At 67.4% G+C, this 24,886-nt stretch carries 18 protein-coding genes; 12 read left to right on the forward strand and 6 right to left on the reverse strand.

Features of this window, described 5'->3' with window-relative positions:
* Positions 1 to 65: 65 nt before the first annotated feature.
* From ppdK to BLU67_RS02960, 6 genes are all read left to right on the forward strand, one after another.
* On the forward strand, positions 66 to 2,774 hold the full coding sequence (gene ppdK / locus BLU67_RS02935; RefSeq protein ID WP_092562141.1) for a pyruvate, phosphate dikinase: 2,709 nt from the start codon (positions 66 to 68) through the stop codon (positions 2,772 to 2,774).
* 126 nt (positions 2,775 to 2,900) lie between these two features.
* On the forward strand, positions 2,901 to 3,164 hold the full coding sequence (locus BLU67_RS02940; protein ID WP_250506594.1) for a FeoA family protein: 264 nt from the start codon (positions 2,901 to 2,903) through the stop codon (positions 3,162 to 3,164).
* Entirely contained in the window at positions 3,161 to 5,173 is a 2,013-nt protein-coding gene (gene feoB, locus BLU67_RS02945) for a ferrous iron transport protein B (protein WP_092561868.1), read from the forward strand. The genes BLU67_RS02940 and feoB overlap by 4 nt, the downstream gene beginning before the upstream one ends.
* A 2-nt stretch (positions 5,174 to 5,175) precedes the next feature.
* Positions 5,176 to 5,406: a hypothetical protein gene (locus BLU67_RS02950; RefSeq protein WP_092561871.1), complete on the forward strand. Its 231-nt coding sequence runs from the start codon at positions 5,176 to 5,178 to the stop codon at positions 5,404 to 5,406.
* Between the two features lie 63 nt (positions 5,407 to 5,469).
* On the forward strand, positions 5,470 to 8,325 hold the full coding sequence (locus tag BLU67_RS02955) for an FAD-binding and (Fe-S)-binding domain-containing protein (RefSeq protein WP_092561874.1): 2,856 nt from the start codon (positions 5,470 to 5,472) through the stop codon (positions 8,323 to 8,325).
* A 33-nt stretch (positions 8,326 to 8,358) separates the two neighbouring features.
* The gene (locus tag BLU67_RS02960) at positions 8,359 to 9,384 is read left to right on the forward strand and encodes a restriction system modified-DNA reader domain-containing protein (protein WP_092561878.1); all 1,026 of its coding nucleotides are present in this window, start codon (positions 8,359 to 8,361) and stop codon (positions 9,382 to 9,384) included.
* Here the strand turns inward: BLU67_RS02960 and BLU67_RS02965 are convergent.
* The 4 genes from BLU67_RS02965 to BLU67_RS02980 all read right to left on the reverse strand — a co-directional run bounded on the left by BLU67_RS02965 (position 9,367) and on the right by BLU67_RS02980 (position 14,795).
* A complete protein-coding gene (locus tag BLU67_RS02965; protein WP_092561881.1) occupies positions 9,367 to 10,362 on the reverse strand; it encodes an alpha/beta hydrolase in 996 nt (331 codons plus the stop codon). The two genes, BLU67_RS02960 and BLU67_RS02965, sit on opposite strands and share 18 nt — an antisense overlap.
* Positions 10,363 to 10,415: 53 nt before the next feature.
* Positions 10,416 to 11,564: a homoserine O-acetyltransferase MetX gene (locus BLU67_RS02970; protein WP_092561884.1), complete on the reverse strand. Its 1,149-nt coding sequence runs from the start codon at positions 11,562 to 11,564 to the stop codon at positions 10,416 to 10,418.
* 8 nt (positions 11,565 to 11,572) lie between these two features.
* Positions 11,573 to 12,910, reverse strand: coding sequence for an O-acetylhomoserine aminocarboxypropyltransferase/cysteine synthase family protein (locus tag BLU67_RS02975; protein ID WP_092561886.1), 1,338 nt, complete (start codon positions 12,908 to 12,910; stop codon positions 11,573 to 11,575).
* 295 nt (positions 12,911 to 13,205) lie between these two features.
* Positions 13,206 to 14,795, reverse strand: a complete 1,590-nt coding sequence (locus BLU67_RS02980; protein WP_176780678.1) for an HNH endonuclease — start codon at positions 14,793 to 14,795, stop codon at positions 13,206 to 13,208.
* 319 nt (positions 14,796 to 15,114) lie between these two features.
* On the opposite strand from BLU67_RS02980, the gene BLU67_RS02985 reads away from it, so the two are divergent.
* Complete coding sequence (locus BLU67_RS02985) at positions 15,115 to 16,659, forward strand: C40 family peptidase (protein WP_143027317.1); 1,545 nt, start codon at positions 15,115 to 15,117, stop codon at positions 16,657 to 16,659.
* A gap of 74 nt (positions 16,660 to 16,733) precedes the next feature.
* Here BLU67_RS02985 and BLU67_RS02990 read toward each other — a convergent pair whose 3' ends face one another.
* Complete coding sequence (locus tag BLU67_RS02990) at positions 16,734 to 18,188, reverse strand: alanine/glycine:cation symporter family protein (protein ID WP_261977008.1); 1,455 nt, start codon at positions 18,186 to 18,188, stop codon at positions 16,734 to 16,736.
* A gap of 128 nt (positions 18,189 to 18,316) precedes the next feature.
* Complete coding sequence (locus BLU67_RS02995) at positions 18,317 to 18,820, reverse strand: inorganic diphosphatase (RefSeq protein ID WP_092561898.1); 504 nt, start codon at positions 18,818 to 18,820, stop codon at positions 18,317 to 18,319.
* Between the two features lie 87 nt (positions 18,821 to 18,907).
* Here BLU67_RS02995 and BLU67_RS03000 point away from each other — a divergent pair, with 87 nt between their 5' ends.
* Genes BLU67_RS03000 through ftsH form a run of 5 tightly spaced genes read left to right on the forward strand, consistent with a single transcriptional unit; the run spans position 18,908 to position 24,885 of the window.
* Positions 18,908 to 20,236 carry a D-alanyl-D-alanine carboxypeptidase/D-alanyl-D-alanine-endopeptidase gene (locus BLU67_RS03000; RefSeq protein WP_092561901.1) on the forward strand — a complete coding sequence of 443 codons (1,329 nt, stop codon included), beginning with the start codon at positions 18,908 to 18,910 and terminating at the stop codon, positions 20,234 to 20,236.
* 10 nt (positions 20,237 to 20,246) lie between these two features.
* Positions 20,247 to 21,233, forward strand: coding sequence for a zinc-dependent metalloprotease (locus BLU67_RS03005; protein WP_176780679.1), 987 nt, complete (start codon positions 20,247 to 20,249; stop codon positions 21,231 to 21,233).
* A complete protein-coding gene (gene tilS / locus BLU67_RS03010; protein WP_092561907.1) occupies positions 21,234 to 22,271 on the forward strand; it encodes a tRNA lysidine(34) synthetase TilS in 1,038 nt (345 codons plus the stop codon).
* A complete protein-coding gene (gene hpt, locus BLU67_RS03015; protein ID WP_176780680.1) occupies positions 22,261 to 22,815 on the forward strand; it encodes a hypoxanthine phosphoribosyltransferase in 555 nt (184 codons plus the stop codon). Before tilS ends, hpt begins: the two co-directional genes overlap by 11 nt.
* A 12-nt stretch (positions 22,816 to 22,827) precedes the next feature.
* The gene (ftsH, locus tag BLU67_RS03020; protein WP_222842346.1) at positions 22,828 to 24,885 is read left to right on the forward strand and encodes an ATP-dependent zinc metalloprotease FtsH; all 2,058 of its coding nucleotides are present in this window, start codon (positions 22,828 to 22,830) and stop codon (positions 24,883 to 24,885) included.
* Position 24,886 lies beyond the last annotated feature (1 nt).

Genomic DNA, 24,886 nt, shown 5'->3' on the forward strand with positions numbered 1-24,886 from the left:
GGCTGGGGGGCGTGACGCGCAACGAGGTTCGTCACTACCCCCGAAAGGCGCTGGAGGCTTTCACCATGCCGAAGTACGTTTACATGTTCAGCGAGGGCGACAAAGAGCAGAAAGACCTGCTCGGTGGCAAGGGTGCAAACCTTGCCGAGATGACCAACCTGGGCCTGCCCGTTCCGCCCGGTTTCACCATCACGACCGACGCGTGCCGCTCCTATATGGACACCCGCTCGATGCCCGAAGAGATCGAAGTCCAGGTCACGACCGCGCTGCGAGAGGTGGAGGCCGCCATTGGCCGCGGCTTTGGCGACAACGACAATCCGCTGCTCGTCTCGGTGCGCTCGGGCGCGAAATTCTCGATGCCCGGCATGATGGAAACGGTGCTCAACATCGGGCTCAACGACCAGAGCGTCGAGGGGCTTGCCAAGCTTTCCGGCAACGAGCGCTTCGCGTGGGACTCCTACCGTCGCCTCATCCAAATGTTCGGCAAGACGGTGCTCGACATCGACGGCGACCTGTTCGCTAACGCGCTCGATGACCTGAAGGAGGCGCGCGGCGTCGCAACTGACCCGGAGCTCAGCGCCGAGGACCTGAAGGAACTCGTCGCGACGTTCAAGCAGATCACCAAGGAGCAGTCCGGCGCGGACTTCCCGCAGGATCCGCGCGAACAGCTCGATAAGTCCGTCGAGGCCGTCTTCAACTCCTGGAACACCGAGCGCGCGGTCCTCTACCGCCGCCGCGAGCGCATCCCGCACGACCTGGGCACGGCCGTGAACGTGTGCACCATGGTCTTTGGCAACCTCGGCGAAGGCTCCGGCACGGGCGTGTGCTTCACGCGCGACCCCGCGACGGGCCACTCCGGCGTCTACGGCGACTACCTGGAAGATGCCCAGGGCGAGGACGTCGTCGCCGGTATCCGCAACACGCTGCCGCTGGCCGAGCTCGAGAAGCTCGACAAGAAGTCCTACGACGAACTGCGCGCTGCAATGCGCCGCCTCGAGACACACTACCGCGACCTGTGCGACATCGAGTTCACGGTCGAAAAGGGCAAGCTGTGGCTGCTGCAGACCCGCGTCGGAAAGCGCACCGCGGCGGCGGCCTTCCGCGTCGCCACCCAGCTCGTGGACGAAAAACTCATCACCGTCGACGAATCGATCGAGCGCGTCACGGGCGCCCAGCTCAGCCAGCTGATGTTCCCGCAGTTCGATGAGGACGCCGACAAGACGCTGCTCGCCAAGGGCATGGCCGCCTCCCCGGGCGCGGCCGTCGGCGAGATCGCCTTCGACTCGGTGCAGGCGCAAGAAGCGCAGGCCGCGGGGCGCGATGCGATCCTCGTGCGCCGCGAGACCAACCCGGATGACCTGCCCGGCATGATCGCCGCGATCGGCGTGCTGACCTCGCGCGGCGGCAAGACCTCGCACGCGGCCGTCGTCGCGCGCGGCATGGGCACGACGTGTGTCGTCGGCGCCGAAGCCGTGACGATCGACGCCGCCAAGCAGGAGCTGCGCGTCGGCGACACCGTCCTCACCCGCGGCGACATCATCGCGATCGACGGCACGAGCGGCGAGATCTTCGTCGGCGACGTGCCCGTCGTACCCTCGCCCGTCATGACCTACATCGCCGACGGCCTGGACGCGGCGCTCGAGCAGGCCCACGACGAGGAGACCAAGGAGCTCGTCCACGCCGTGGACCGCATCCTCACGCACGCCGATAAGGTGCGGCGCCTGCGGGTGCGCGCGAACTCCGATACGCCCGAGGATTCCATCGCGGCGCGCAAACGCGGCGCGGAGGGCATTGGGCTGTGCCGCACCGAGCACATGTTCCTCGGCGATCGGCGCACCTACGTCGAGCGCGTCATCCTGGCCGAAACGGCCGAGGAGCAGGACGCGGCGCTCGAGGCGCTCGTGCCGCTGCAGCGCGGCGACTTCATCGAGATCTTCGAGGCGATGGACGGCCTGCCCACGACGGTGCGCCTCATCGACCCGCCGCTGCACGAATTCCTGCCGGACCTGACCGACCTGTCGGTCAAGGTCGCGCTCGGCAAGGAGCGTGGCGAGGACGTTTCCCGCGAGGAAAAGCTGTTGGAGGCCGTGCTCCGCATGCACGAAGCCAACCCGATGCTTGGCCTTCGCGGCGTGCGCCTGGGCGTGAAGATCCCGGGCATGTTCGGGCTGCAGATCCGCGCCATCGCCGAGGCCTACGTCGAACGCAAGAAGGCCGGCGGCGATCCGAAGCCGGAGATCATGGTGCCGCTCGTCGGCTCCGTGCGTGAGCTGCAGATCGTGCGCGAACGCGCGGAAAAGATCCTCGCGGAGGTGGCCGAAGAGGCCGGCATCGAGGTCGATCTGCCGATCGGCGCCATGATCGAGCTGCCGCGCGCGGCCGTGACGATCGAGTCGATCACCGACGAGTCGGACTTCTTCTCCTTCGGCACAAACGACCTGACGCAGACGGTGTGGGGCTTTAGCCGCGACGACGTCGAGTCCGCGTTCTTCGACGAGTATCAGGAAGCCTCGATCTTCGGCGTCTCGCCGTTCGAATCGATCGACGAGCGGGGCGTTGGCACCCTCGTGAAGATGGGCGTGGACGGGGCCCGCGCCGTCAAGCCGAACATCCACCTCGGGGTGTGCGGCGAGCACGGCGGTGATCCGGACTCGATCCACTTCTTCCACCGCGTGGGCCTGGACTACGTGTCTTGCTCGCCCTTCCGGGTGCCGGTAGCGCGCCTGGAAGCGGGCCGCGCCGCCGTCGAATCCGGAGGCGATGCGACCGCCTAAGTCGCCCCCCGACCGCCGCCCGGCCTCTCCGCTCCAGCGCCTGGAGAGGCCGGGCGGTTTTTGTGTGTGCCGCTTGTAGGACCAAAGCCCTTTCGCCTAAGGCAAGGATGGCCTTACCTTGGTAAGGTGACGCTTGCTCAGCTCATTGCCGCCGCACCGCGGCGCGGCCTGCACCGCCGACTGCCCGCCGGCTCGCTGCGCATCACCGACATCGACGTGGTGCCCGCAGCGCGATTGCGCGTGCGCGAGATGGGGCTGCGCGTCGGGCAGGTCATCCGGATCGCCCAGCGGGGCGCCTTCGGCGGCCTCGTCCTTGCCATCGGCACCTCGCGCGTGGCCATCGACCGCGCCACCGCCCAGCACATCAGCGTCGAGGAGATCCAGCCATGACGCTCGAGAGCTCACCAAAGAACAAGACCGCGAGCCTCATGCTCGTCGGCAATCCCAACACGGGCAAGTCGACGCTGTTCAACCGCATGACGGGCTCGCACCAGGACGTGCGCAACGCGCCCGGCACAACGGTGGAAATGTTCAGCGGCACCTGGGGCGCGCTCGGGGCCCGCGTCACCGACCTTCCCGGCACCTACTCGCTGCTCGCCAAATCGCCCGACGAGCAGGTCACGGCCGACGCGATTGCCGCGCCCGGCACCGATCTCGCGCTCGTCATGCTCGATGCGACGGCGCTCGCCCGCTCGCTCTATCTGCTCGGCCAGGTGGCCCAGTTCGCCACGCCCGTCGTCGGCATCCTCACCATGGGCGATATCGCCGAGGCCTCCGGCGAGCCCGTGGCCGCCGAGCGCCTCGCTGCCGCCCTCGCGATCCCCGTCGTCGCGGTCAATCCGCGCACCGGTGCCGGCCTGAGCGAGCTGGCCGCCGTCGTTGCCGATGCGCTCGCGAGCCCGTCGTTCGTCTGCGGTTTCAAGCCCGCCCCGCGCGAGGTGCCCGAGATCCCCGTGCTAACTGAGCCTGGCTGCCGGTGCGTGGGCACGTCCTCGTGCTGCACCCCGCCGGCAACCGCGGCCCCCGATGTCCCACGCGAGGGCGCCGCCCCGCTCGCCGAGGAACTGGCCGAGGCCGAGCACCTGTTCGCGTGGGTGGAATCGATCATGGGCGCGATCGGCGCCGATGCCGGCCGCGGCTCCGCCACCCGCTCGGACCGGATCGATCGCTTCTTGCTGCATCCGCTCATTGGCATCCCCGTCTTCCTCTTCCTTATGTGGACGCTCTTCCAGCTCACGACGGCCGTCGCCGAGCCGATCATGGACTGGGCCGAATCGCTCGTCACCGGCCCGGTTACCTCCGGCGTCGTCGCCGTCCTTGGGGGAGCCGGGATCGACGTGCCGTGGCTGCACGGCTTCCTGATCGACGGCATCCTCGCGGGCGTGGGAACCGTGCTGTCCTTCGTCCCGCTCATGGCGATCATGTTCGCCGCGATCGCGATCCTGGAAGACTCCGGCTATCTCGCGCGCGCGGCCTTCACCGCCGACCGCGCCATGCGCCTGATCGGGCTCGACGGGCGCGCCATCATGCCGCTCATCGTCGGGTTCGGCTGCAACCTGCCGGCGCTGGCGGCCACCCGCACCCTGCCAAACGCCCGCCAGCGCCTTATCACGGCGATCCTCGTGCCCTACGCCTCGTGCGCCGCGCGCCTGACCGTCTACATCCTGCTCGCCACCGCGTTCTTCGGCTCCGCGGCCGGCAACGTCATCTTCGCGATGTACCTCGTCTCGATCCTCCTCATCGTCCTCGGTGGCCTCGTCATGCGCGCCATCGTGGGGGAGGCCAGAAGCCGCAACGAGCCGCTGCTGCTCGTGCTGCCCGCCTACCAGCTGCCGCGCCTGGCCGCACTCGCCGCCTCGACCTGGCGGCGAGTCAAAGCGTTCATCACCGGCGCCGGCAGCGTCATCATCGCGACGCTCACCCTCGTCTGGCTGCTGCAAGCCATCCCGGTTACGGGCGGCCACCGCATCGCCGACGTTCCCGTCGAAGACTCGCTGTACGGCACCGTCGCCGAAGGCATCGCCCCCGCCTTCGCGCCCGCCGGCTACGGCTCGTGGCAGGCGTCCTCCGCGCTCATCACCGGCTTCGTCGCGAAGGAGGTCGTCGTCGGAAACATGGCGCAGTCCTTCGCCGTCGACGAACCCGACGACCCGCACGATGCCGGCACGCTCGGGGAGAAGATCCGCGCGAACTTCAATCAGTCCTCCGGCGGCCACGGCAAGGCGGCGGCGCTCGCATTCCTCATCTTCGTCCTGGCCTACACCCCGTGCCTGGCAACGCTCGCCGAACAGCGCCGCATGCTGGGCTTCAAGATCACGGGCGCCGCGCTCCTCGTCCAACTCGCGCTCGCCTGGGTGCTGTCGGTGGGCGTCTTTAACGTCGCAAGGCTCTGGTGGTAGCCATGGCCTCGATGCTGAGCGCGTTTCGACGCGGCGCGACGATCGCCCAGGCCGGCCGCGAAGCCGGCTACTCGCCCGAGGTCGCCGCGCTCGCCGCCGAACACTATGAGCGCCTCGGCTTGATCGAGGTTCGTGAGCCCGGCGCGCCCGGCTGCAGCTCCTGCCCCGGGGCGAATCCCGAGGCCGAGATGCGCCCAGGCTGCGCCGGCTGTTTCTTCGCCCCCAAGCGCTAGACCCCGCAGTCCACTACCCGGCCCGGGGCGCATCGGGCCGCCGAGCGGTGCCACACTAGGAGCATGATCCAGCAGCGCGAGTGGCGAGTCGAGCTCGCGGCCCGGCTGCGCCCGCAGCTGTCCGGCACGGTCGAGACGCACCCCCGCCGGCGCGCCGAGTACACCTCCGATGCGGGCAACTATCGGCTGCTGCCCGCCGCCGTCATCTATCCGAGGGACGTGGCGGACATCGTCGCGACGGTCCAGTTCGCGCGCGAACACGGCGTCCCGATCGCGATGCGAGGCGCCGGCACGTCGATCGCGGGCAACGCCATCTCGGACGGCTTCGTGCTCGATACCTCCCGCCATCTCACGACGATTCACGCCCTCGATCCGCACGCGCGCGTCGCCGACGTCGATGCGGGCGTCGTCATGGGCAGCCTGCAGACACTGGCGGCGCCCCACGGCTTGCGGTTCGGGCCCGATCCTTCGACGTGGACGCGCGCAACCTTCGGCGGCATGATCGGCAATAACGCGTGCGGGCCGCGGGCCGTGGCCTATGGTAAGACGGCCGATAACGTCCTGGAGTTGGATTGCATCGACGGCACGGGTCGGACGTTTACCGCGCGCGCTGGAGAGCTCGGCAGCGTTGCCGGACTCGATCAGATCGTACGGCGTTACCTCGCCGAAATCCGCACCGAACTCGGAACGTTCTCGCGGCAGGTCTCGGGCTACAGCCTCGACTACCTGCTACCGGAGCGGGGCGCTGACCTGCCGAAGATGCTCGTCGGCACCGAGGCCAGTCTCGTCATCGTCACGCGGGCGCGCTTGGCTCTCGTGACGGCGCCGCGCCAGCCGCAGCTGCTCGTGCTCGGCTACCCGGACATGATTACGGCGGCCGATGACGTGCCGCGCCTGCTCGACGAAGCGGTCACGGCGATCGAGGGCTTTGACGCGCGGCTCGTCGACTACGTCATTGCCGCGAAGGGCGCATCCGCCGTGCCCGCGATGCCGAAGGGCGGCGGCTGGCTGCTCGTCGAGGTCGCCGATCCGACGGGAGACCCGGCCCGGGCCCGCGCCCGAGCGCGCGAGCTCGCGGAGAATTCGCACGCGATCGACTCCGCGCTCTACCCGCCGGGCGCCGCGGCGGCGGCGCTGTGGAAGATCCGCGCCGACGGTGCCGGCCTCGGCGGCCGCACCCCGGAGGGCAAGCCCGCCTGGCCCGGGCTGGAGGATGCGGCCGTCCCGCCGGAGAACCTCGGCGCCTACCTGCGCGATTTCACCGCGGAGCTCGACCGCTTCGGCCTCGACGGGCTCATCTACGGCCATTTCGGCGATGGCTGCGTTCACGTGCGGATCGACTTCCCCCTCGATGAGCCCGATGGCGCGCGCATCATGGACGACTTCATGCACGCGATGGCCCCCATCATCGCGCGCCACGGCGGCTCCATCTCCGGCGAGCACGGCGACGGCCGCGCGCGCAGCGAGGTACTCGCCGCGATGTACAGCCCGGCGCTGCTGACCGCCTTTGCCGAGGTCAAGCGCCTGTTCGACCCGGACGCCATCCTGAACCCGGGCGTCATTACCGATCCCGCGCCGCTCGCGAAGGACCTGCGCCTGCCGCAGGGGCAGCCGCTTATCTCCCGCAGTTTCACGCTCGGCTCCGACGGCTATGATCTGGGCCGCGCCGTGCACCGCTGCACGGGGGTCGGCAAATGCCGCGTCACCTCCCCCGGGCACGTCATGTGTCCCTCGTTTCGGGCCACCGGCGACGAAAAGGATACGACGCGTGCCCGCGCCCGGATCCTGCAGGAGGTCGCCAACGGCTCCTTCGTCCACGCCCTGGATTCGGACGCGGTGCGCGAATCGCTCGACCTGTGCCTGGCGTGCAAGGCTTGCAGCTCGGATTGCCCCACCGGCATTGACATGGCGCGCTACAAGTCCGAGGTGCTCTCCCAGATCTATGCCGGGCGTCGCCGCCCGCGCACCCACTACACGCTCGGCTGGCTGCCGCGCCTCATCCGGCTGCTGACCGCCACCCCGGCCGGGCCGCCGGTCGCGGCCGCCGCGGCTCGCGCCGTGCGCCGGATCCGACCGCTCGAACGCCTCGTGCTGCGCGCGGCCGGGATGGCTGAGTCCCGCGAGCTCATCGACCTCGAATCCGTCTCCCTGACGCGCTGGTTCCGTCGCCGCGCCGCCCGGCGCCAGCGCCCCGAACGCTTCGTCATCGTATGGGCCGACACGTTTTCCCACCTGCTTGATTCGGGCGGCGCGAAAGCAACGATCGAGCTCCTTTCCGAACTCGGCTACACCGTCCTGCTCGCGCCCGAGGACGCCTGCTGCGGGCTGACCTATGTCACGACGGGCCAGCTCGAGCGGGCTCGCGCGAGCCAGCAGCGCCTGCTGCAAACGCTGGCACCGCTCGCGCTCGATGGCGTGCCCATCGTTGGCATCGAACCCAGCTGCCTGGCCACCCTGCGCGATGACCTACCGGCGCTCAATCCCGAGGACCCGCGCGCGAGCGCCGTCGCCGCCATGACCTTCACCCTCGCCGAGTTCCTCACCCACCCGCAGTTGGGGCCGACGGATTTCAGGCCGCCGGACCTCACCGGCGTTCGAATCCTCGCCCAGCCGCACTGCCACCACTATGCGGTGATGGGCTGGCAGGCCGACCACGAGCTCCTCGCCGCCGCCGGCGCCGAGGTCACCACGATAACCGGATGCTGTGGAATGGCGGGCAATTTCGGCATGGAGGCCGACCACGCCGAGGTCTCGCGAGCCGTCGCCGAAACCGCGCTGCTACCCGCGCTGCGCGAGCACGAGGATGCGCTCGTGCTGGCCGACGGGTTCTCCTGCCGAACCCAGATCGCGCAGCTCTCGGATCGCCGCGCAATCCACCTCGCTGCACTTCTGCAAGGCTCGCGCGGCATGACACAATAGAACAACGATTCCAATAGCAGCAGGGTTGTGAAGATGTCTCTTTTCGAGTTCGACTCCGGTCACCTCATTCCCGCCCGCTTTGGGCATACGAGCAGCGCGCGGCTCGATTCTCAGATGCTGCGAGCGGTCAAGGATCAGGTCCTCGAGCTCGTCGGCCGGCCGCTGTTTCCCGTCGTCTGGGAAGAGCGCCAGCAGGCACAGTTGCTCAGCATGGACGCCTCCGGCCAGGTCGTCACCGTCGAGGTCCTGGACGAACTCAATGCTGCAAGCCTCGTTGCTGCGCTGTCGCGCGCCGGTAACTGGGCGGCCCTCGGCTGGCTCGACCTGGCCGCCATGTATCCCGCAGGGCAGGGCGCCTTTCGGCGGGATTGGAATGAGTTTCGCGAATCGCTGCCGCCACGCACCCCGGCGGGTCCGCGCGTCGTCATCGTCGCCGATCACATCACCGACGACGTTCGCCCCGCGCTCGAATTGCTGTCCGGCTCGGGCGTTGACGTCTACGAACTGAGCTTGCGTGAGTTCGGCGATGGTCGCCGACTCATCGATGTGGCGCCCGTGCGCGGGCCGCTCGCTGCCCGCTCGCAGATGGTCATGTTGGGGCGCGCGACCAAGGAAGTCGAACTACTGGCCTCCGCGCAGGAGTTCGCGCCCGTCGCGCCCGAAGAAGACGAGGCCGACGGCGACGTCGAAGCGACCGGGACGATGGAAACCGAACCGGAGGAGCCGGCGGCCGAGCCCAGCCAGCCGAGCTATACCGCCCCGATGGATGAGGCGGCCCGTACGTTGCTCGCGATCGCGAAGTACCTGGGGGAGGACACCCGATTGACGTGGCTGCAGCTACGCAAGGGCGTCAGCCACGAGGCGACGCTGCGAGTGACGGGCGAGCTCGTGCTTGAAAACGGCGATGAGTACCGCGACCCGTCGGCGGCGGCGTGCGCGGTTTCGGGCCGCGATGATGTGGATGGCTGGCGCGTGTGGCGCTTTGGTGAGGCGGGCCCGAACCTGGATGACGCCCGCTACGAGCTCGACGAGGCCGACGAGCTAGACGTACGCTCCTAGCCAGCGGCGCAGTTCCCCGGAGGCGAAGGCGCGAACGTCCTCGCGTGAGAGGAAGACGTCGTGGATCGCGCCCTCGAATCGGGCGACCGTAACGAGCGGCCCGAGCTTGAGGGCGGCCAGGCCGATCTCTTTGACATCGAGGACGGTATCGGAGCCGAGCAGCGCTTCGGACCATGACAGCGAAAAATCGGTCGCGCCGGAGGTCATGACGAGGACGGGGCAAGAAATATCCAGCCCCTCTGCGACGGCCGCGTGCCCGGCCAGGATCGCCGAAAGCCAACCCGCGCGCACGGGAGCCGAGGGCATCGTGCGCCACCGGTCATTGGTTTGCCAGCCGAGTTCCTGCAGGCTGCGGTAGTAAAACCCGTTATCCGGCAGCGGGAAAATGCGTTTGGGGTTGCGCCGGCCGACGACGTCGGCGACGGGCTGTGAGACGAGTTTGAGCAGCGCCGAGCCCTGCAGCGCGAGCCACGGGGAGTTCAAGACGAGCGCGCGCAGCGCGCCGGGATGCCGGTCCGCCCACAGCGAGGCGGTGAGTCCCCCGGTGGAATGGCCCATCATGACGACGTCCATGCCGAAACCGTGTTCGGCGCGGATGACCTTCATGGCTTCGTGGATGTCCTCGTCGTAGGTGGCGAGGTCCGTAATGAAACCGCGGGTTTGATGGCTGCGCAGCGAGCGGCCGTATTTACGCAGATCGAGGGCGTAAAACACGCCGCCCGCGCGCGCCACGTCACGGGCGAGGTGCGGATGGTAGAAATAGTCGTTCCAGCCGTGCACGTAGAGCATCGCGAAGTGCGGGCTCGACGGCGTCCCCGGCAGCGCCTTGCTGTCCTCCGCGGCGACGTGCCGCACGAGGGTTGCCACGCAGGCGCCCTCATCGTCGTCGAGCAGCGGCAGGGTACGGGCTTGGAAACCGCACCCGAGGAGGTCGCTACCCCAGGCGTCGACGGGAGCTTCGGCAGGCTGAATACTCACCTAGCCATTGTCGCGTGCCGGGGCCGGGACCGGAATCGCCTCGGGGTGTGACACTAATCCAGCACGCATTGACCTTGCTCACGTTTCGCCCTCACCGGTGTGAGGAGCCGAGCCAATTGGGTGGCGACGGCGTCCGTCTCGATGAGGAAGCCATCGTGCCCGTAGTCGGAGGCGATGAGGGCGAGCGGGAAGGCGTCGGGAATCGCCTCGGCGAGCAGCTGGGATTCGGCCAGCGGGAACAGCCGGTCGGAATCGATCGCGATCACGAGGGTGCGCGCGGTGATCTGGGATAGGGCCTCACGCACCCCCCCGCGATCGCGCCCCACGTCGTGCGTGAGCATGGCCCGCGTCAGGGTGATGTAGGAGTTCGCATCGAAGCGGCGGGCGAGCTTGGCGCCGTGGTGGTCGAGGTAGGACTGGACGGCGAAGCGCCCACCCGCGAGGGGTTCCTCGCTGCCCTGGGAGATCCGCCCGAAGCGCTGATCGAGCTCGTAGGCGCTGCGGTAGGAGATGTGCGCGATGCGGCGTGCGAGGCCGAGCCCGTACCAGGGCCCGGTTCCCGGCGAGCGGTCGTAGTAGTTGCCGTGAACGAAATTCGGGTCGCCATAGATGGCCAGCAGCTGCGTATGACCTAGTGAGATTTGATCTGCCGTCGTGCGCGCTCCCGAAGCGATCACCGCCAATCGCGCGACACGCTCCGGCCTGGAGATCGCCCATTCCAGGGCGCGGTGACCTCCCATGGAGGCGCCAACAACAAGGGTGAAGCGCGCGATGCCGAGCTGATCGGCAAGGAGCGATTCGGCAAGGACCTGATCGCGCGCGGTGATCTGCGGGAAGCGTGCCCCCCACGGCTGCTCATCGGGGGCTAACGACGCGGGCCCCGTGGAGCCCTGGCAGCCGCCCAGGATGTTTGGTGCGAGCACGAAGTAGCGATCGGTGTCGATGATCTTGCCCGGACCGACGATGCCGGGCCACCAGGTGGGCACGTCCGTATCGCCCGTGAGTGCGTGCAAGATGAGGACCGCGTTATCGCGCGCTGCGTTCAGCTGGCCGAAGGTTTGGTAGGCGAGCGTCACCGGTAGGGACTCGCCCGATTCGAGCAGCACTGTGCCGAGGTCGGCAAAGCGTCGCTCGCCCGGGTCATCGCCGGTGCGCCAGGCCCCGGTCGCGGGGATCGTCGCGGTATTTTCTGGTTCGTGCATGACCGGGCCTACGCAATCGCCTGAATGGAGGGTTGCGTGGTGGCGCGCGCGGCTGCTAGCCCCGCATCGAGATCGGCGAGGATATCGTCGATGTGCTCCAGCCCGACCGACAGTCGCACCGTGCCGGGCGTGATGCTGGCGGCAGCGAGGCCCTCGTCGGGAACCTGCGAATGCGTCGTCGAGGCGGGGTGGACGGCCAGCGAGCGAACGTCGCCGATGTTGGCGACGTGGGAGTGCAAGGTGAGCGCGTCGATGAAGGCCTTGCCGGCTTCGCGGCCGCCCTCGAGGTCGATGGCCACGATGCTGCCCGCACCCTTGGGCGTGTATTTTTGGGCGCGTTCGTAGTACGGCGAGGACGGTAGGGAGGACCAACGTACGGCCTCGACGCCGTCGGCGCCTTCGAGATACTCGGCGACCTTGCGCGCGTTGTCGATGTGCCGGTCAAGCCGCAGGGAGAGCGTTTCGATGCCCTGGGCGATGAGGAAGGCGTTGAACGGTGAGATGGCAAAGCCGAAGTCTCGCTGGCCCTCGATCCGGCACTTGAAGATGAAGGAGACGTTCGCGCCAAAGGGGCTGTCCGGGCCGAGGTCGCGGGCGTAGACGAGGCCGCCATAGGACGGATCCGGATCGTTGAAGCGCGGGAAGCGCGCCGGGTCCGCGCCAAAGTCGAACGTTCCGGCGTCGACGATTGCGCCGGCGATGGCGGTGCCGTGACCGCCAAGGAACTTTGTCGCGGAATGCACGACGATGTCGGCGCCCCACTCGATGGGCCTCAGCAGGTAGGGGGTGGCAACAGTGTTGTCGACGATGAGTGGTACGCCGACTCGGTGGGCAGCGTCGGCCACGGCCTCGACGTCGAGAATGTCGCCCTTGGGGTTGGGGATGGTCTCGCCGAAGAAGGCCACCGTACGCTCATCGGCCAAGGCTTCCCAGGCGGCCGGATCATCGGGCTTGTCGACGAAGCGGATCTCGATGCCGAAGCGCGGCAAGGTGTTGGCGAAGAGGTTGCGGGTGCCGCCGTAGAGCGAGGGCGAGGAGATGATGTTGTCGCCCTGCTGGGCAATCGTGAGGATAGCGAGGGTTTCGGCGGCCTGGCCGGAGGCGACGAGGAGCGCGCCGACGCCGCCTTCGAGGCTGGCGATCCGGTTTTCGACGACCTCGTTGGTCGGGTTGTTCAGGCGGGTGTAGATCGGGCCGAGTTCGGCGAGCGCGAAACGGTTGGCGGCCTGGTCGGCCGAGTCGAAGACGTAGGAAGTGGTCTGGTAGATCGGAAGGGCACGGGCGCCGGTATCGCCGTCGGGGCTCTGGCCGGCGTGGATCTGGCGGGTTTCAAAGTTCCAAGTCATGGTGGGTCCTCAGTTCGGATGAGCGGGGGGCTGGGGGCCGGGCTGGACCGGGTTACGGTCCGGCCGCTCCCGATCCTGGGGTGACACGGTCGATCTAGAATCCAGATATAGCTATGCCCGAGGGGGTGTGGATTCTTTGCTGCAGGCCCAGGCCGTTATAGAACTGACGGCGGGCAGGCGAAAGACCGCGTCAGCGGCACATTCGACGGTTGCACAACATGTGTGTGACTCTAGCCGCAGTGACGCACAGTGAGCCAATGCCGGTTCACCATGTGAGATATGCCGGAGCGCTCGGCTAGAAGGGGATGGGCGCGTCGGGATCGTATTCCGCGAGTTTTTCGCGGGCCTGCGCCTGGGTGAGCTCGCTGAGCTCGAGGTGGTGGTGCTTACGTCGAGGCGCAGCTGGAATCGTGAAGGTGCCCGATTTGGTCTCCCACGTCCGGGTGCCATTGTCGTTGACCTCGAGGATGCGTGCCGCGCCCATCGTCTTGGTGCGGTGGCACCGGCCGCAGAGCAGCCAGAGGTTGGAGACCGAGGTGGTCCCGCCCTCGCTGAAGGCCTTGACATGATCGATCTCGCAGTGGGCTGCTGCCCGTGCGCATCCCGGCCGGCGGCACATCCGATCCCGCGTCCGCACAGCCGCGGTGATCGCGGCTGGGGGACGGTATCGTTCCCGGCCGATATCGAGCGGGGCGCCCGTGAGGGTGTCAGTGACGATGCGTCGCCACTGGCCGCCCTGCGCGAGGATGAGCGCGAGCGTGGGGGAGATGTAGCCGTAGCCCTCGATCCAGGCGGCCTGGGTCAGTCCCGATACGGGGCGTATCGGGTTGCTGGTCCATGACTCGGGTTCGGGCGGCGGCGGGGGACTTGGTGGCGCCGCGATGAGTGCGGGCGCCGCCCCCTGGGTGGGTGGATCGCTGCCCTCGAGGCGCGTGGGGGAGGTTGGAGTGGTCGTGACAGCCGGGGATGCCTCGAGATCATCGTCGTCATCGTCGCCGAGGACGTCATGGACGAAGGCTTCAGCGTAGCTTGGCGGCGGGGTGAAGCCTGGCAGGGCGCGTAGCAGGACCTCGAAGGGGATGGTGACGTTGATCTTCGTTGGCGGTACCTCGACCGGCTCGCCGCAATCGGTCGTGAATGTCCACCCCTCACGCATAGCGAAGATCGCCCAAGAGGCGAGGATATCGGCGCGGAGTTGAGAGCGGGAGCGGCAATCGCCGGCCTTGATCGCAGCGTCGACCGCGGCTTCGAGGGCCGTGTCAAAGCTGGCGGCCTGTTCATCGGGCATTGCGATGCGGATGAAGGAGATGCCATCGTTTCCTCGCTGCGGGCGAGTGACTCGGCGGCTCGCGGCCGCGCGCGCATGACGATCGTCAGCGTCGTCCGGATCGATCTCGATGAGGATCTTGTCGATCAGATGACGCAACTCGCTGCAGGACATCACGTCGACGACGTCGATGATCTGCTGTTCGACCTCAAAGGTGATGGGCGCTGGGAGATCGCACAGCTTGTTGGTGATCATGGTGACCTTGTCGGGCGAGATGCGGCCTTCGTTGAGCGCCTCGACAAGGATGGGCAGGTGGTCAAAGAACGTCGTGCCCCGTTTGATGAAGTGCTTCATCTGGGTGGCGGAGATGCCAAGGACGAGACCAAGATCCTCTGCGGCGGTGCAGATCATGCCGTGGCGGTCAGCGTAGTGATACTCATTCGACTGGGCCGCTAGGTACGCATGGTGGAGCTCGACGGCATGGAGGCGGTTCTTGGCGCGGGACGCCTCGGCAAGAGCTTTAATGTGCAGTCCGGGATCAGCCTCGGAATACGACATCGTCTCGGTCAGGATCTGCGCGCCGTCGATCATCGTATTGACAGTGGCAAAAGATCGCACAGAAATCTCCGCGAACTGACGCAATTGGTCAGCCGGCTCCGGTGCTTCACCCGGAGTCTGAGGAACTTCTGTGGTCATAAAACTATTGGATCATCGACCACTGACACGCCCACGTCAGGTAAGTGGCCTGCGTTCGAACAGTGGGGCAACTGTGACAACTGAGGTGTGTGTGACAAAAGAGAAGATCGTGTAGTGTGTGACTAGCGAGACAGGTGTTCCCCTTGCGTCCAGTCTCGTATACGCTTAGAAGCGTACCTAGTTGTCGGTCGTCAAGAAGACGCGCCGAGAGACCCTCAATCCCCTCGGAGGACGTGTGGCCGTGCGAATCACGCTAACCCGCTCTCTGGCCAGCATTTGCGGGCTAACCCTTGCGATTTCAGGCCTCGCCGTGCCCATGGCGGTCGCGGTGCCCCCGTCGAACGACGATATTGATCAATCCCGGCAGGCGGAACGTTCCACCGAGTCGCAAATTGCCGAGCTCGAGATTGCGCTCGCCGAGCTATCAAGCACCACCGAGAACACGGGCATCGACGCCCAGATCGCGACCGAAGAATACCTGCTGGCTGACGATGGCCGACTCGCTGCCGAAGCGCGCTCCACCGAGGCGGCCAAGGTTGCTGCAGCGGCCCGCGCGGCTGTTGAGGAAGCTCGCGGTGAACTCGGAGTCAAAGCACGCGATCTGTATCGCAAGGGCTCGGTGCCCGTCAGTGGCGCTGCGCCGTATGTTGCCGAGACGACATTCCAAGAGCTCGCGACGCTCAAGCACCTCACCCGAACGCTCACGAGCCGTACGAGCGACGTGCTTCAGTCCTTCCTCGGCGTTGAGGCCGTGGCCGACATGCTCGAAGCTCAGGCGTCTCAGGCGCGCGATGAAGCCCGGGCGGCCGCCGACCTCGCCGAACAGCGTCGACTCGAAGCCTCCGCAGCTCTTGACCGGGCAAACTCGCAGGAGCGCGAATATACCCAGCGTCGCGATGAGCTGATCGCGCAGCTTGCCCAGCAGCGCCAAACGACCATCGAGCTGGAGCGCGAACGCCAGGATCAGCTCGATGAGCAGCGCCGAGAGCGCGAATCACAGGTGGCCTACGCGCGGATCCAGGAGCAGTCCCGCGAGGATCAGCTCAATGCGGCGTCGCGCGATGCCGAGACCCGCCCGGTCCCGCGGGTGACGACGGCCCCGCGCCCCGAAATCACCTACACGCCGGCACCGGTTCCGTCGACGGCTCCCGCTCCGACGACCCCCGCACCGGCCCCGACGACGGCGGCTCCCACCACCCCTGCTCCCGCCCCGACGACGGTGGCTCCGACACCGGCCCCACGCCCGACGACCCCGGCCCCGCGTCCGACCACGCCGGCCCCGCGTCCCACGACGCCGGCCCCGCGTCCCACGACGCCGGCCCCGCGTCCCACGACGCCCGCTCCGGCTCCGACCACACCGGCTCCCAAGCCTACGCCTAAGCCGACGCCGCCGCCCCCACCGCCGCCGCCAGCCTCGTCGAAGGCGCAGCAGGCGCTCGAGGTCGCTAAGCGCTACGTCGGCGTGCCCTACGTTTATGGCGGTGCCACGCCCTCGGGCTTTGATTGCTCGGGCCTCGTGATGTATTCCTACGCGCAGGTCGGTGTCAAGCTGCCCCGCACCTCGGGTGGGCAGTACAACGCGACGGCACGCGTGCCCGTCAAGCAGCTGCAGCCGGGCGACCTCATCTTCTACGCCCAGGGCGGCAACCCCAATAACCGCATCTACCACGTCGCGTTCTACGCGGGTAACGGCATGCGCGTGCATGCTCCGAGCCCCGGCAAGCGCGTCGAACTGGTCAAGATGTACTGGACCAACGTTCTGCCGTACGGTGGTCGCGTGAAATAGCGCGCCATAGGGAGGCACACAAAAGGCGGCCCGGCTCCTGGGGAAGGTAGCCGGGCCGCTCAGTGTTGGGCTCGTTATTTGCCGGTGGACTCGTAGGTATCGATGCCGCCCGGGTGGCCCTCCATGAAGGCGTCGATCTCTTCCTTGGACGCCGACAGCGTCGGATCGTTCTTCAGGTAGTGCTTCGTCTCGCGGGCGATGAGGCCCGACAAGATGATGAGGCCGACGAGGTTCGGTAGCGCCATCAGACCGTTCATGAGGTCGGAGAAGTTCCAGACGACGGCGAGCGGCACGGTGCAACCGACGTAGACCATGAGCGAGAAGATCACGCGGTAGGGCATGACGCCCTTGCGACCGAACAGGCGCTCGGTGCAGCGTTCGCCGTAGTAGGCCCAGCCAAGAACGGTGGAGAAGGCGAACAGCGCGATGGAGATCGTCACGATCGCGTGCCCCCAGGTACCGGGCAGGCCATGGCTGAAGGCCTCGGCCGTCAGCGTCGCCTGCGACGCCTTCGGATCCTCCCATACGCCGGTCGTCACGAGGACGAGTCCGGTGAAGGTCACGACGACGATCGTGTCAATAAAGGTCTGCGTCATCGAGACGAGGCCCTGGCGCACCGGGTGGGTGGTCTTGGCGGCCGCGGCAGCGATCGCGGCCGAGCCCATGCCCGACTCGTTGGAGAAGATGCCGCGCGCGACACCGTAGCGCAGCGCGAGCATGAAGGCGGAACCGGCGGCGCCACCAAAGGCGGCGTGTCCGGTGAACGCCTCGGTGAAGATCAGGCCGATCGCCGAGGGGATCTGCGAGGCGTTGACCGCGAGGATGAAGATCGCCGCGAGGATGTAGACGACGATCATGAACGGCACGAGCGCGGCCGTCACGCGGCCGATCGACTTAATGCCGCCGACGAGCACAGCGAAGGCGACGACGGTCAGCACGATACCGACGATCCACGGCTGGATACCGAAGGTGTTCTGGATGTTTTCGGTGATGGCGTTGCCCTGCGTCATGTTGCCGATACCGAAGGAGGCCAGGACCGCCAGGATCGCGAAGGACAGGGCAAGGAACTTACCAAAGCCGCCCTTGATGCCGCGCTCGAGGTAGTACTGCGGGCCACCGGAGATCTCGCCCGCAGCGTCCTTGGTGCGGAAGCGAACGCCAAGGAAGGCCTCGGAGTACTTGGAGGCCATGCCGAGCAGGCCGGTCACCCACATCCAAAACAGTGCGCCGGGCCCGCCGAGCATGATGGCGCCGGCGACGCCGACGATGTTACCGACACCGACGGTCGCGGCGAGCGCGGTTGTCAGGGCCTGGAACTGGGAGACATCGCCCCCGAAGGCGCCGTGATCGCGGCGCTTGAGGATTCCGAGGTTCAGCGCTGGCCACAGCTTATGGAACTGCAGGAAGCCGAGCCGGATCGACAGGATGATGCCGGTGCCAAGCAGCAGCGGAATGAGCAGGAACGGCCCCCAGACGATGCTGGAGAGCCACCCGAAGAAGTCTTCGAGTTGTTTCAAGATAGCGGTCACATGTCCTCCCTTAACGGTGGTGGCCACCAGCATGGATCGGAGGCCATTTCAGGATAGTGTGCCACACAAAGTGTGACCCGGGTGACATTGTTTCTTACGAAATGTCACCCGGGACCGACAACTGAGGGTTAGTGTGCGCCTTCGCTCGCGATTCGCTCACGTTCGCGCTCGAAGGAACGCTGGATTTCGGCTTCCGCTTCCTCGCGGCCCACCCAGTGTGCGCCCTCGACGCTCTTGCCCGGCTCCAGATCCTTATACACCTCGAAGAAGTGCTGGATTTCGAGGCGGTGGAACTCCGATACGTCGTCGATATCGGTACGCCAGGACGCGCGCTGATCGCCCGCGGGCACGCACAGGACCTTATCGTCGCCGCCCATTTCGTCGCGCATGCGGAACATGCCGAGCGCACGGCAGCGGATCACGCAGCCCGGGAAAGTCGGCTCTTCGAGCAGGACGAGGGCGTCCAGGGGATCGCCATCCTCGCCCAGGGTGTCGTCGATGAAGCCGTAATCATCGGGGTAGCGGGTAGAGGTGAAGAGCATCCGGTCGAGGCGGATGCGTCCGGTCTCGTGGTCTACCTCGTACTTATTACGGTTCCCCTTGGGGATTTCGATGGTGACGTCGAATTCCACGTCCGGCCCTTTCTATGAAAACTGTCCCTCTACACATTAGTCTGACCCACGTACGTTATAAGCGGTAGCGCATCGAGAGGTGGAACGATGAAGAAGGCAACATCCCTCCTCCTGTCGGGAGCGCTGGTGCTCAGTTTAGGGGGATATGCGACCGCGGACGCATTCGATGTTGTCCCCGGCGTCCTGACGCTCGCCCCGCGCGGGGCCAAGCCCGTCGACTACCCGCGCCCGCTGCCGCCCGCAGCGAGCGCCGTTAACCGCCCGAGCCTCCAGCCCGATGAGTCCGCGGGCAGCCTGCAGCAGCTCGTCGACGACTTTGCTGCCGGATCGAGGGCGCTCGGGGGGCGCATCGCCGTCATGATTCGGGACGTGCCAAGCGGGACCGTGCTCGCCGAACGCGATGCGGATACGGCGTACACGACGGCGTCCTCGGTCAAGATTTTGCCGGCCGCGGCAGCGCTCGCGGCGCTGGGGCCGGATCAGCCGCTAGCGACGCGGGTGATGTTCGATGGCTCGGGGACCGTCAGCCTGGTAGGTGGCGGCAATATGCGGCTTACGACGGCCGATGTGCAGCGCCTGGCCGACCAGACGGCGGCGGGGCTTAGCGCTGCCGGCTTCAAGCGCGTGGCGGTGCGGGTGGACGATTCCCTGTTTACCGGCCCGGTGTGGGCGCCCGGCTGGGGCGATCTCGACCGGCCGTGGATTCAGCCGGTGCAGGCGCTTGGCATCAACTCGGGTAAGACCGATGGCTCGCGCGCGGACGCCGATCCAGCGATCGCGGCCGGACGCGTGTTTTCGACGGCTCTCACCGAAGCCGGAATCGAGGTGAGCGGCACGGCGCGCGGCAAGGCCGGGGCCGAGGACGTGCTGCTCGCCTCGCACGAGGCGGAATCCGTCGCGGACCTCGTGGAACATACGCTCAAGGCCTCGGATAACACGACCTCGGAGGCGACGGCGCGGCTCGTCGCGATCGCGCGCGGTGAGGCCGGGACCTTTGACGCCGGGCGGGCAGCGGTGCTGGCCCAGCTGGCCGATGCGGGATTTGGCGTCGAAGGCACGACGCTCGCGGATTCCTGCGGGCTGGATTCGGCGACGAAGGTCTCCGCCCGGCTGCTGACGGACATCGTCGAGGCAGCCGCGTCGGGCAAAAACCCCGAGCTTGCACCGATCATCAGCGCGCTGCCCGTCGCCCACCTGGACGGGACGCTGCGCACTCGGCTCGACGGCGCGGCGGGGCTCGTGCGCGCCAAGACGGGAACGCTCGTGACGGCGATCAGCCTGTCGGGGGTGCTGGAGTCCGACGGCCGCCAATTTGCGTTCTCGATTCTGGCGCCCGAGGTCGAAGAAGGGGCCTATCAGCAAGCCCGAGGTGAACTTGATGCGTTCATCTCTTCCCTCGCGAAGTTTGCTGACTAGTGTGGAGGTTATGACCTCTCTTTCCTCACCGACCGCTCTGATCGCGGCGCTCACGCCCGCCGGGGATCCCGGCAGCAAAGCTCAGGCTCGCGCCGTCGTCGACGTGCTGCGTCGTAGCGCCGCCCAGGCGCCGGCGGAGGTGGGCCGAATCACCGGGCTGCATCGCGCCGCCGAGAAGGCCGCTAACGTGCCCGTCTACGTCGTTGACCGGCCGCGCTTTCAGGCCGCCAATCGCGAACTTTTTGACGTGATGATCGGCGAGAGCATGCCGCAGGTCTCGATGGGGCGGCTCGATCTCGGGGCGGCGCTCGCGTTCTTATCGACCAAGGTGCTCGGCCAGTACGACCCGTTCCATAAGCGGCTGCTGCTCGTCGCCCCAAACGTGCTCAAGGTGGAAAAAGAGCTCAACCTCGACGCGATGGACTTCCGGCTGTGGGTGTGCCTGCACGAGACCACGCACGCCGTACAGTTCGCGGCCGCGCCATGGCTCGCGGAGCACCTGCACAAGCTGACCGGCACGCTGCTGGGCGACCTCGAGGAGCACAGTGAGGGCAGCGCGCAGCGGTTCGTCGCGTGGCTCAACCAGGCGCTGCGCGGCGATGACGATACGCCCATCACCGAGGCGCTGCTCGATGAGGCGATGCAGGAGACGATGGCCGAGGTGAGCGCCATCATGGCGCTGCTGGAGGGCCACGCCGACGTCGTCATGGATGCGATTTCGCCCGCGCGGCTGCCGAGCGTCCGCCGGATTCGCGCGGCCTTCGACAAGCGGCGGATGTCACCGACCGGGCTGGAAAAGGTCCTGCGGCGCGGGCTAGGCATCGAGGACAAGCTCGCCCAGTATCGCGACGGAGCGGCGTTCGTGCGCGCCGTCGTCGAGCAGGTCGGTCACGCCGGGCTGAACCGGGTATTCGAGTCCGCCGAGATGCTGCCAAGCGCCGCGGAGATCCGCGAGCCCGAGCGCTGGGTGGAACGCACCGCGGCTCGCGAGGCGTAGGTGGCCGGCCCTGATCCGGCCGTCGCGCGCGGGCGGCGGGCGCTGCGCGAGCTCGGCTCGCGGCGGGCGATTCTCGCCTGTTCCGGGGGCCAGGATTCGCTCGCACTCGCGGCGTGCGCGGCGTTCGTGGCGCCCCGCGATGGCTGGGACGTGCACGTCATCGTCGTCGATCATCAGCTGCGCGAGACCTCCGGCGCCGAGGCCGCGGCGGCGGCCGCGATGGTGCGCTTTCTTGGCCTACCCGTCGACGTCATTGCCATCACGGTGCCGGGCGGGGCGGGTGGCACCGGGCACGGCGGGCCCGAGGCCGCCGCGCGAACGGCCCGGCGCGCCGCACTGCTAGCCGCAGCCGAGCGCCACGAGGCGGACGCGATCCTGCTCGGCCACACGCTCGACGATCAGGCCGAGACGGTGCTGCTGGCGCTTGCTCGCGGCTCGGGCGCGGCCTCGCTGTCCGGAATGCGGCGTCGCGACGGCCTGTGGGCCCGACCGTTCTTGGGCCTGCGCCGCGATGAGACCCGCGCGATCTGCGAGGCGCACGCGCTGCGCCCGATCGAGGATCCGAGCAACGACCTGGAAGGGCCGTGGCGCGCGGCCGACGGCTCCGCGCTGCGACGCATCGCGCTGCGCCACCGCGTCCTGCCGGCCCTGACGGAGATCCTCGGCCCCGCCGTACCGCTGGCCCTGGCCCGAACCGCCGATCAGCTCGCCCGCGACGATGACGCCCTAAGCGAACTCGCGCGTGACCTTGCCGATGCCGCGAAGGTGGCCTGCGAGGGCGCCGCTGGCACCTGCTTTGACCTCGCCGCCCTGCGCGCCGCCCACCCCGCGATCCGCACGAGGCTCATCCATCGCGCGCTTGCCGCGGCCGCGGGCGAGGGGGTGCAGATCGGCTCGGTGCACGTCGGCGAGGTCGATCGCCTCGTCACGACGGGCGGCGTCCACGGGCCGATTTTCACCCCGGGCGGTGTGATCGCACAGAAAGTTAATGGCATGCTAATGGTGGCATCACCCCAAGGAGACATACGTGGACGCTAACGACATGGGACGCGACCTTTCCAAGGTCCTCATCAGCGAGGACGAGATCGCGGCAAAGCTCGACGAGCTGGCCGCGGCAATCGACCGTGACTTCGCGGGCAAGGAGGTCCTGCTCGTCGGCGTCCTGAACGGCGCGGTCATGGTGATGGCGGACCTCTCGCGGCGCATCCACACCCCGGTCACGATGGACTGGATGGCCGTCTCCTCCTACGGGTCGGGCACCAAATCATCGGGCGTCGTGCGCATCCTGAAGGACCTGTCGACCGACGTCCACGGCAAGCACATCCTCATCGTCGAAGACATCATCGACTCGGGCCTGACGCTGTCCTGGCTCGTGCGTAACCTGTCCTCGCGGGAGCCGGCATCGATCAAGGTCGCGACGCTGCTGCGTAAGCCGGAGGCGGCCAAGGTCGAGGTCGACGTTGCGTACTGCGGCTTTGATATCCCCAGCGAGTTCGTCGTCGGATACGGACTGGACTACGACGGGCGATACCGTAACCTGCCGTTCATCGGCACGCTCGCCCCGCACGTGTACGGCGGGTAGGTAAAGGAAATTATGGCAACCGAGAAATCTGGGCAGAAGCCCGAGAACAAGGGCAAGATGAAGTTTGCCCGCGGGCCCGTCGTGTGGCTCCTTTTCATCGTGATCCTCGCCTGGTTGGGCATGTCATTTTTGACCGGCCCGGCCTTCAAACAGATCGATACCTCCGACGGCCTGAAGCTGCTGAACGCCAAGGAGACCACGGTCCAAGAGGTCGAGGTCACCGAGGGCGCGCAGCGCGTGCGGATGAAACTCAGCAAGCCCTTCACCACGAAGGACGCCCAGGGCAAGGACGTCGATAAGGGCAAACAGGTCGAGTTTTTCTACGTCGAGCCGCAGGGCGAGGGCGTCATCCGCGCGATCGAGAAGGCCGAACCCGCCAACGGCTACAACTCCGAGGTGCCGCAGCCGAGCTGGTGGTCCTCGCTGCTGACGCTGTTGCTGCCGATGATCCTCATCCTTGGCGTCTTCTGGTTCCTCATGATGCGTGCCCAGGGTGGCACCCGCGGCGCGATGGGCTTTGGCAAGGCGCGCGCGAAGATGGTGAATAAGGAGACCCCGGACGTCACGTTCGCCGACGTCGCGGGCGAGGACGAGGCCGTCGAGGAGCTCCAGGAGATCCGCGAGTTCTTGGCCGAGCCGCAAAAATTCCAGGCCGTCGGCGCCAAAATCCCCAAGGGCGTGCTGCTCTACGGCCCGCCCGGAACCGGTAAGACGCTGCTCGCGCGAGCCGTCGCGGGCGAGGCCAACGTGCCGTTCTTTTCGATCTCCGGCTCGGAGTTCGTGGAGATGTTCGTCGGCGTCGGTGCCTCGCGCGTGCGCGACCTGTTCGAGCAGGCAAAGACCAACGCGCCGGCCATCATCTTCGTCGACGAAATCGACGCCGTCGGACGCCACCGTGGCGCAGGCATGGGCGGTGGACACGATGAGCGCGAGCAGACGCTGAACCAGCTGCTGGTGGAGATGGACGGCTTCGATTCCAACACGAACGTCATCCTCATCGCGGCGACCAACCGCCCCGACGTGCTCGATCCGGCGCTGCTGCGCCCGGGCCGCTTCGACCGCCAGATCGCGGTCGAGGCTCCCGATCTTGTGGGCCGCGCCGCAATTTTGAAGGTGCACGCCAAGGGCAAGCCGATGGCGGCCTCCGTCGACCTGGATATGGTCGCGAAGCGCACGCCCGGCTTCACGGGTGCGGACCTCGCCAACGTGTTGAACGAGGCGGCGCTGCTGACGGCCCGCTCCAACGCCCAGCTCATCGATAACCGCGCGCTGGACGAGGCAATCGATCGCGTCATCGCCGGCCCGCAAAAGCGCAGCCGCGTGATGAATGAGAAGGAAAAGAAGGTCACCGCCTATCACGAGGGCGGGCACGCCCTCGTCGCGGCGGCGCTGCGCTACACCGACCCGGTCACCAAGGTCACGATCCTGCCGCGCGGCCGCGCACTCGGCTACACCATGGTCATGCCCTCCGAGGACCGCTATTCCACGACGCGCAACGAACTGCTCGACCAGCTCGCCTACGCGATGGGTGGACGCGTCGCCGAAGAGATCGTCTTCCACGATCCGACGACGGGCGCCTCCAATGACATCGAAAAGGCCACGTCGATGGCCCGCAAGATGGTCACGCAATACGGCATGAGCGAACACGTCGGCTCGGTGCGGCTCGGCCAGGACTCCTCCGAACCCTTCCTCGGACGCGACATGGGCCACCAGCGCGACTACTCCGAGGACGCGGCCCGCGTCATCGACGATGAGGTGCGTCGCCTGCTCGATCGCGCCAATGACGAGGCCTGGGAGATCCTGACGGAATACCGCCACGTGCTCGACGAGCTCGTCCTCGAGCTACTCGAGCATGAGACGCTGAACGAAAAGGAGATCGCGCGCATCTTCGCTTCGGTCACGAAGCGCGATCCGCGCCCGGTGTGGCACTCCTCGCCGGATCGCACGATCTCCGATATCCCGCCGGTACGCACCCCCGCCGAGATCGAGGCGGGCGAAGCGGAGAAGGATCCGGTGGATCAGGCTGCGGAGGCGGGCGACCCGCTGCCGCCGATATCGGAAGGACACTAGC

The organism is Bowdeniella nasicola (genome assembly GCF_900107735.1).
Classification (GTDB): domain Bacteria; phylum Actinomycetota; class Actinomycetes; order Actinomycetales; family Actinomycetaceae; genus Bowdeniella; species Bowdeniella massiliensis.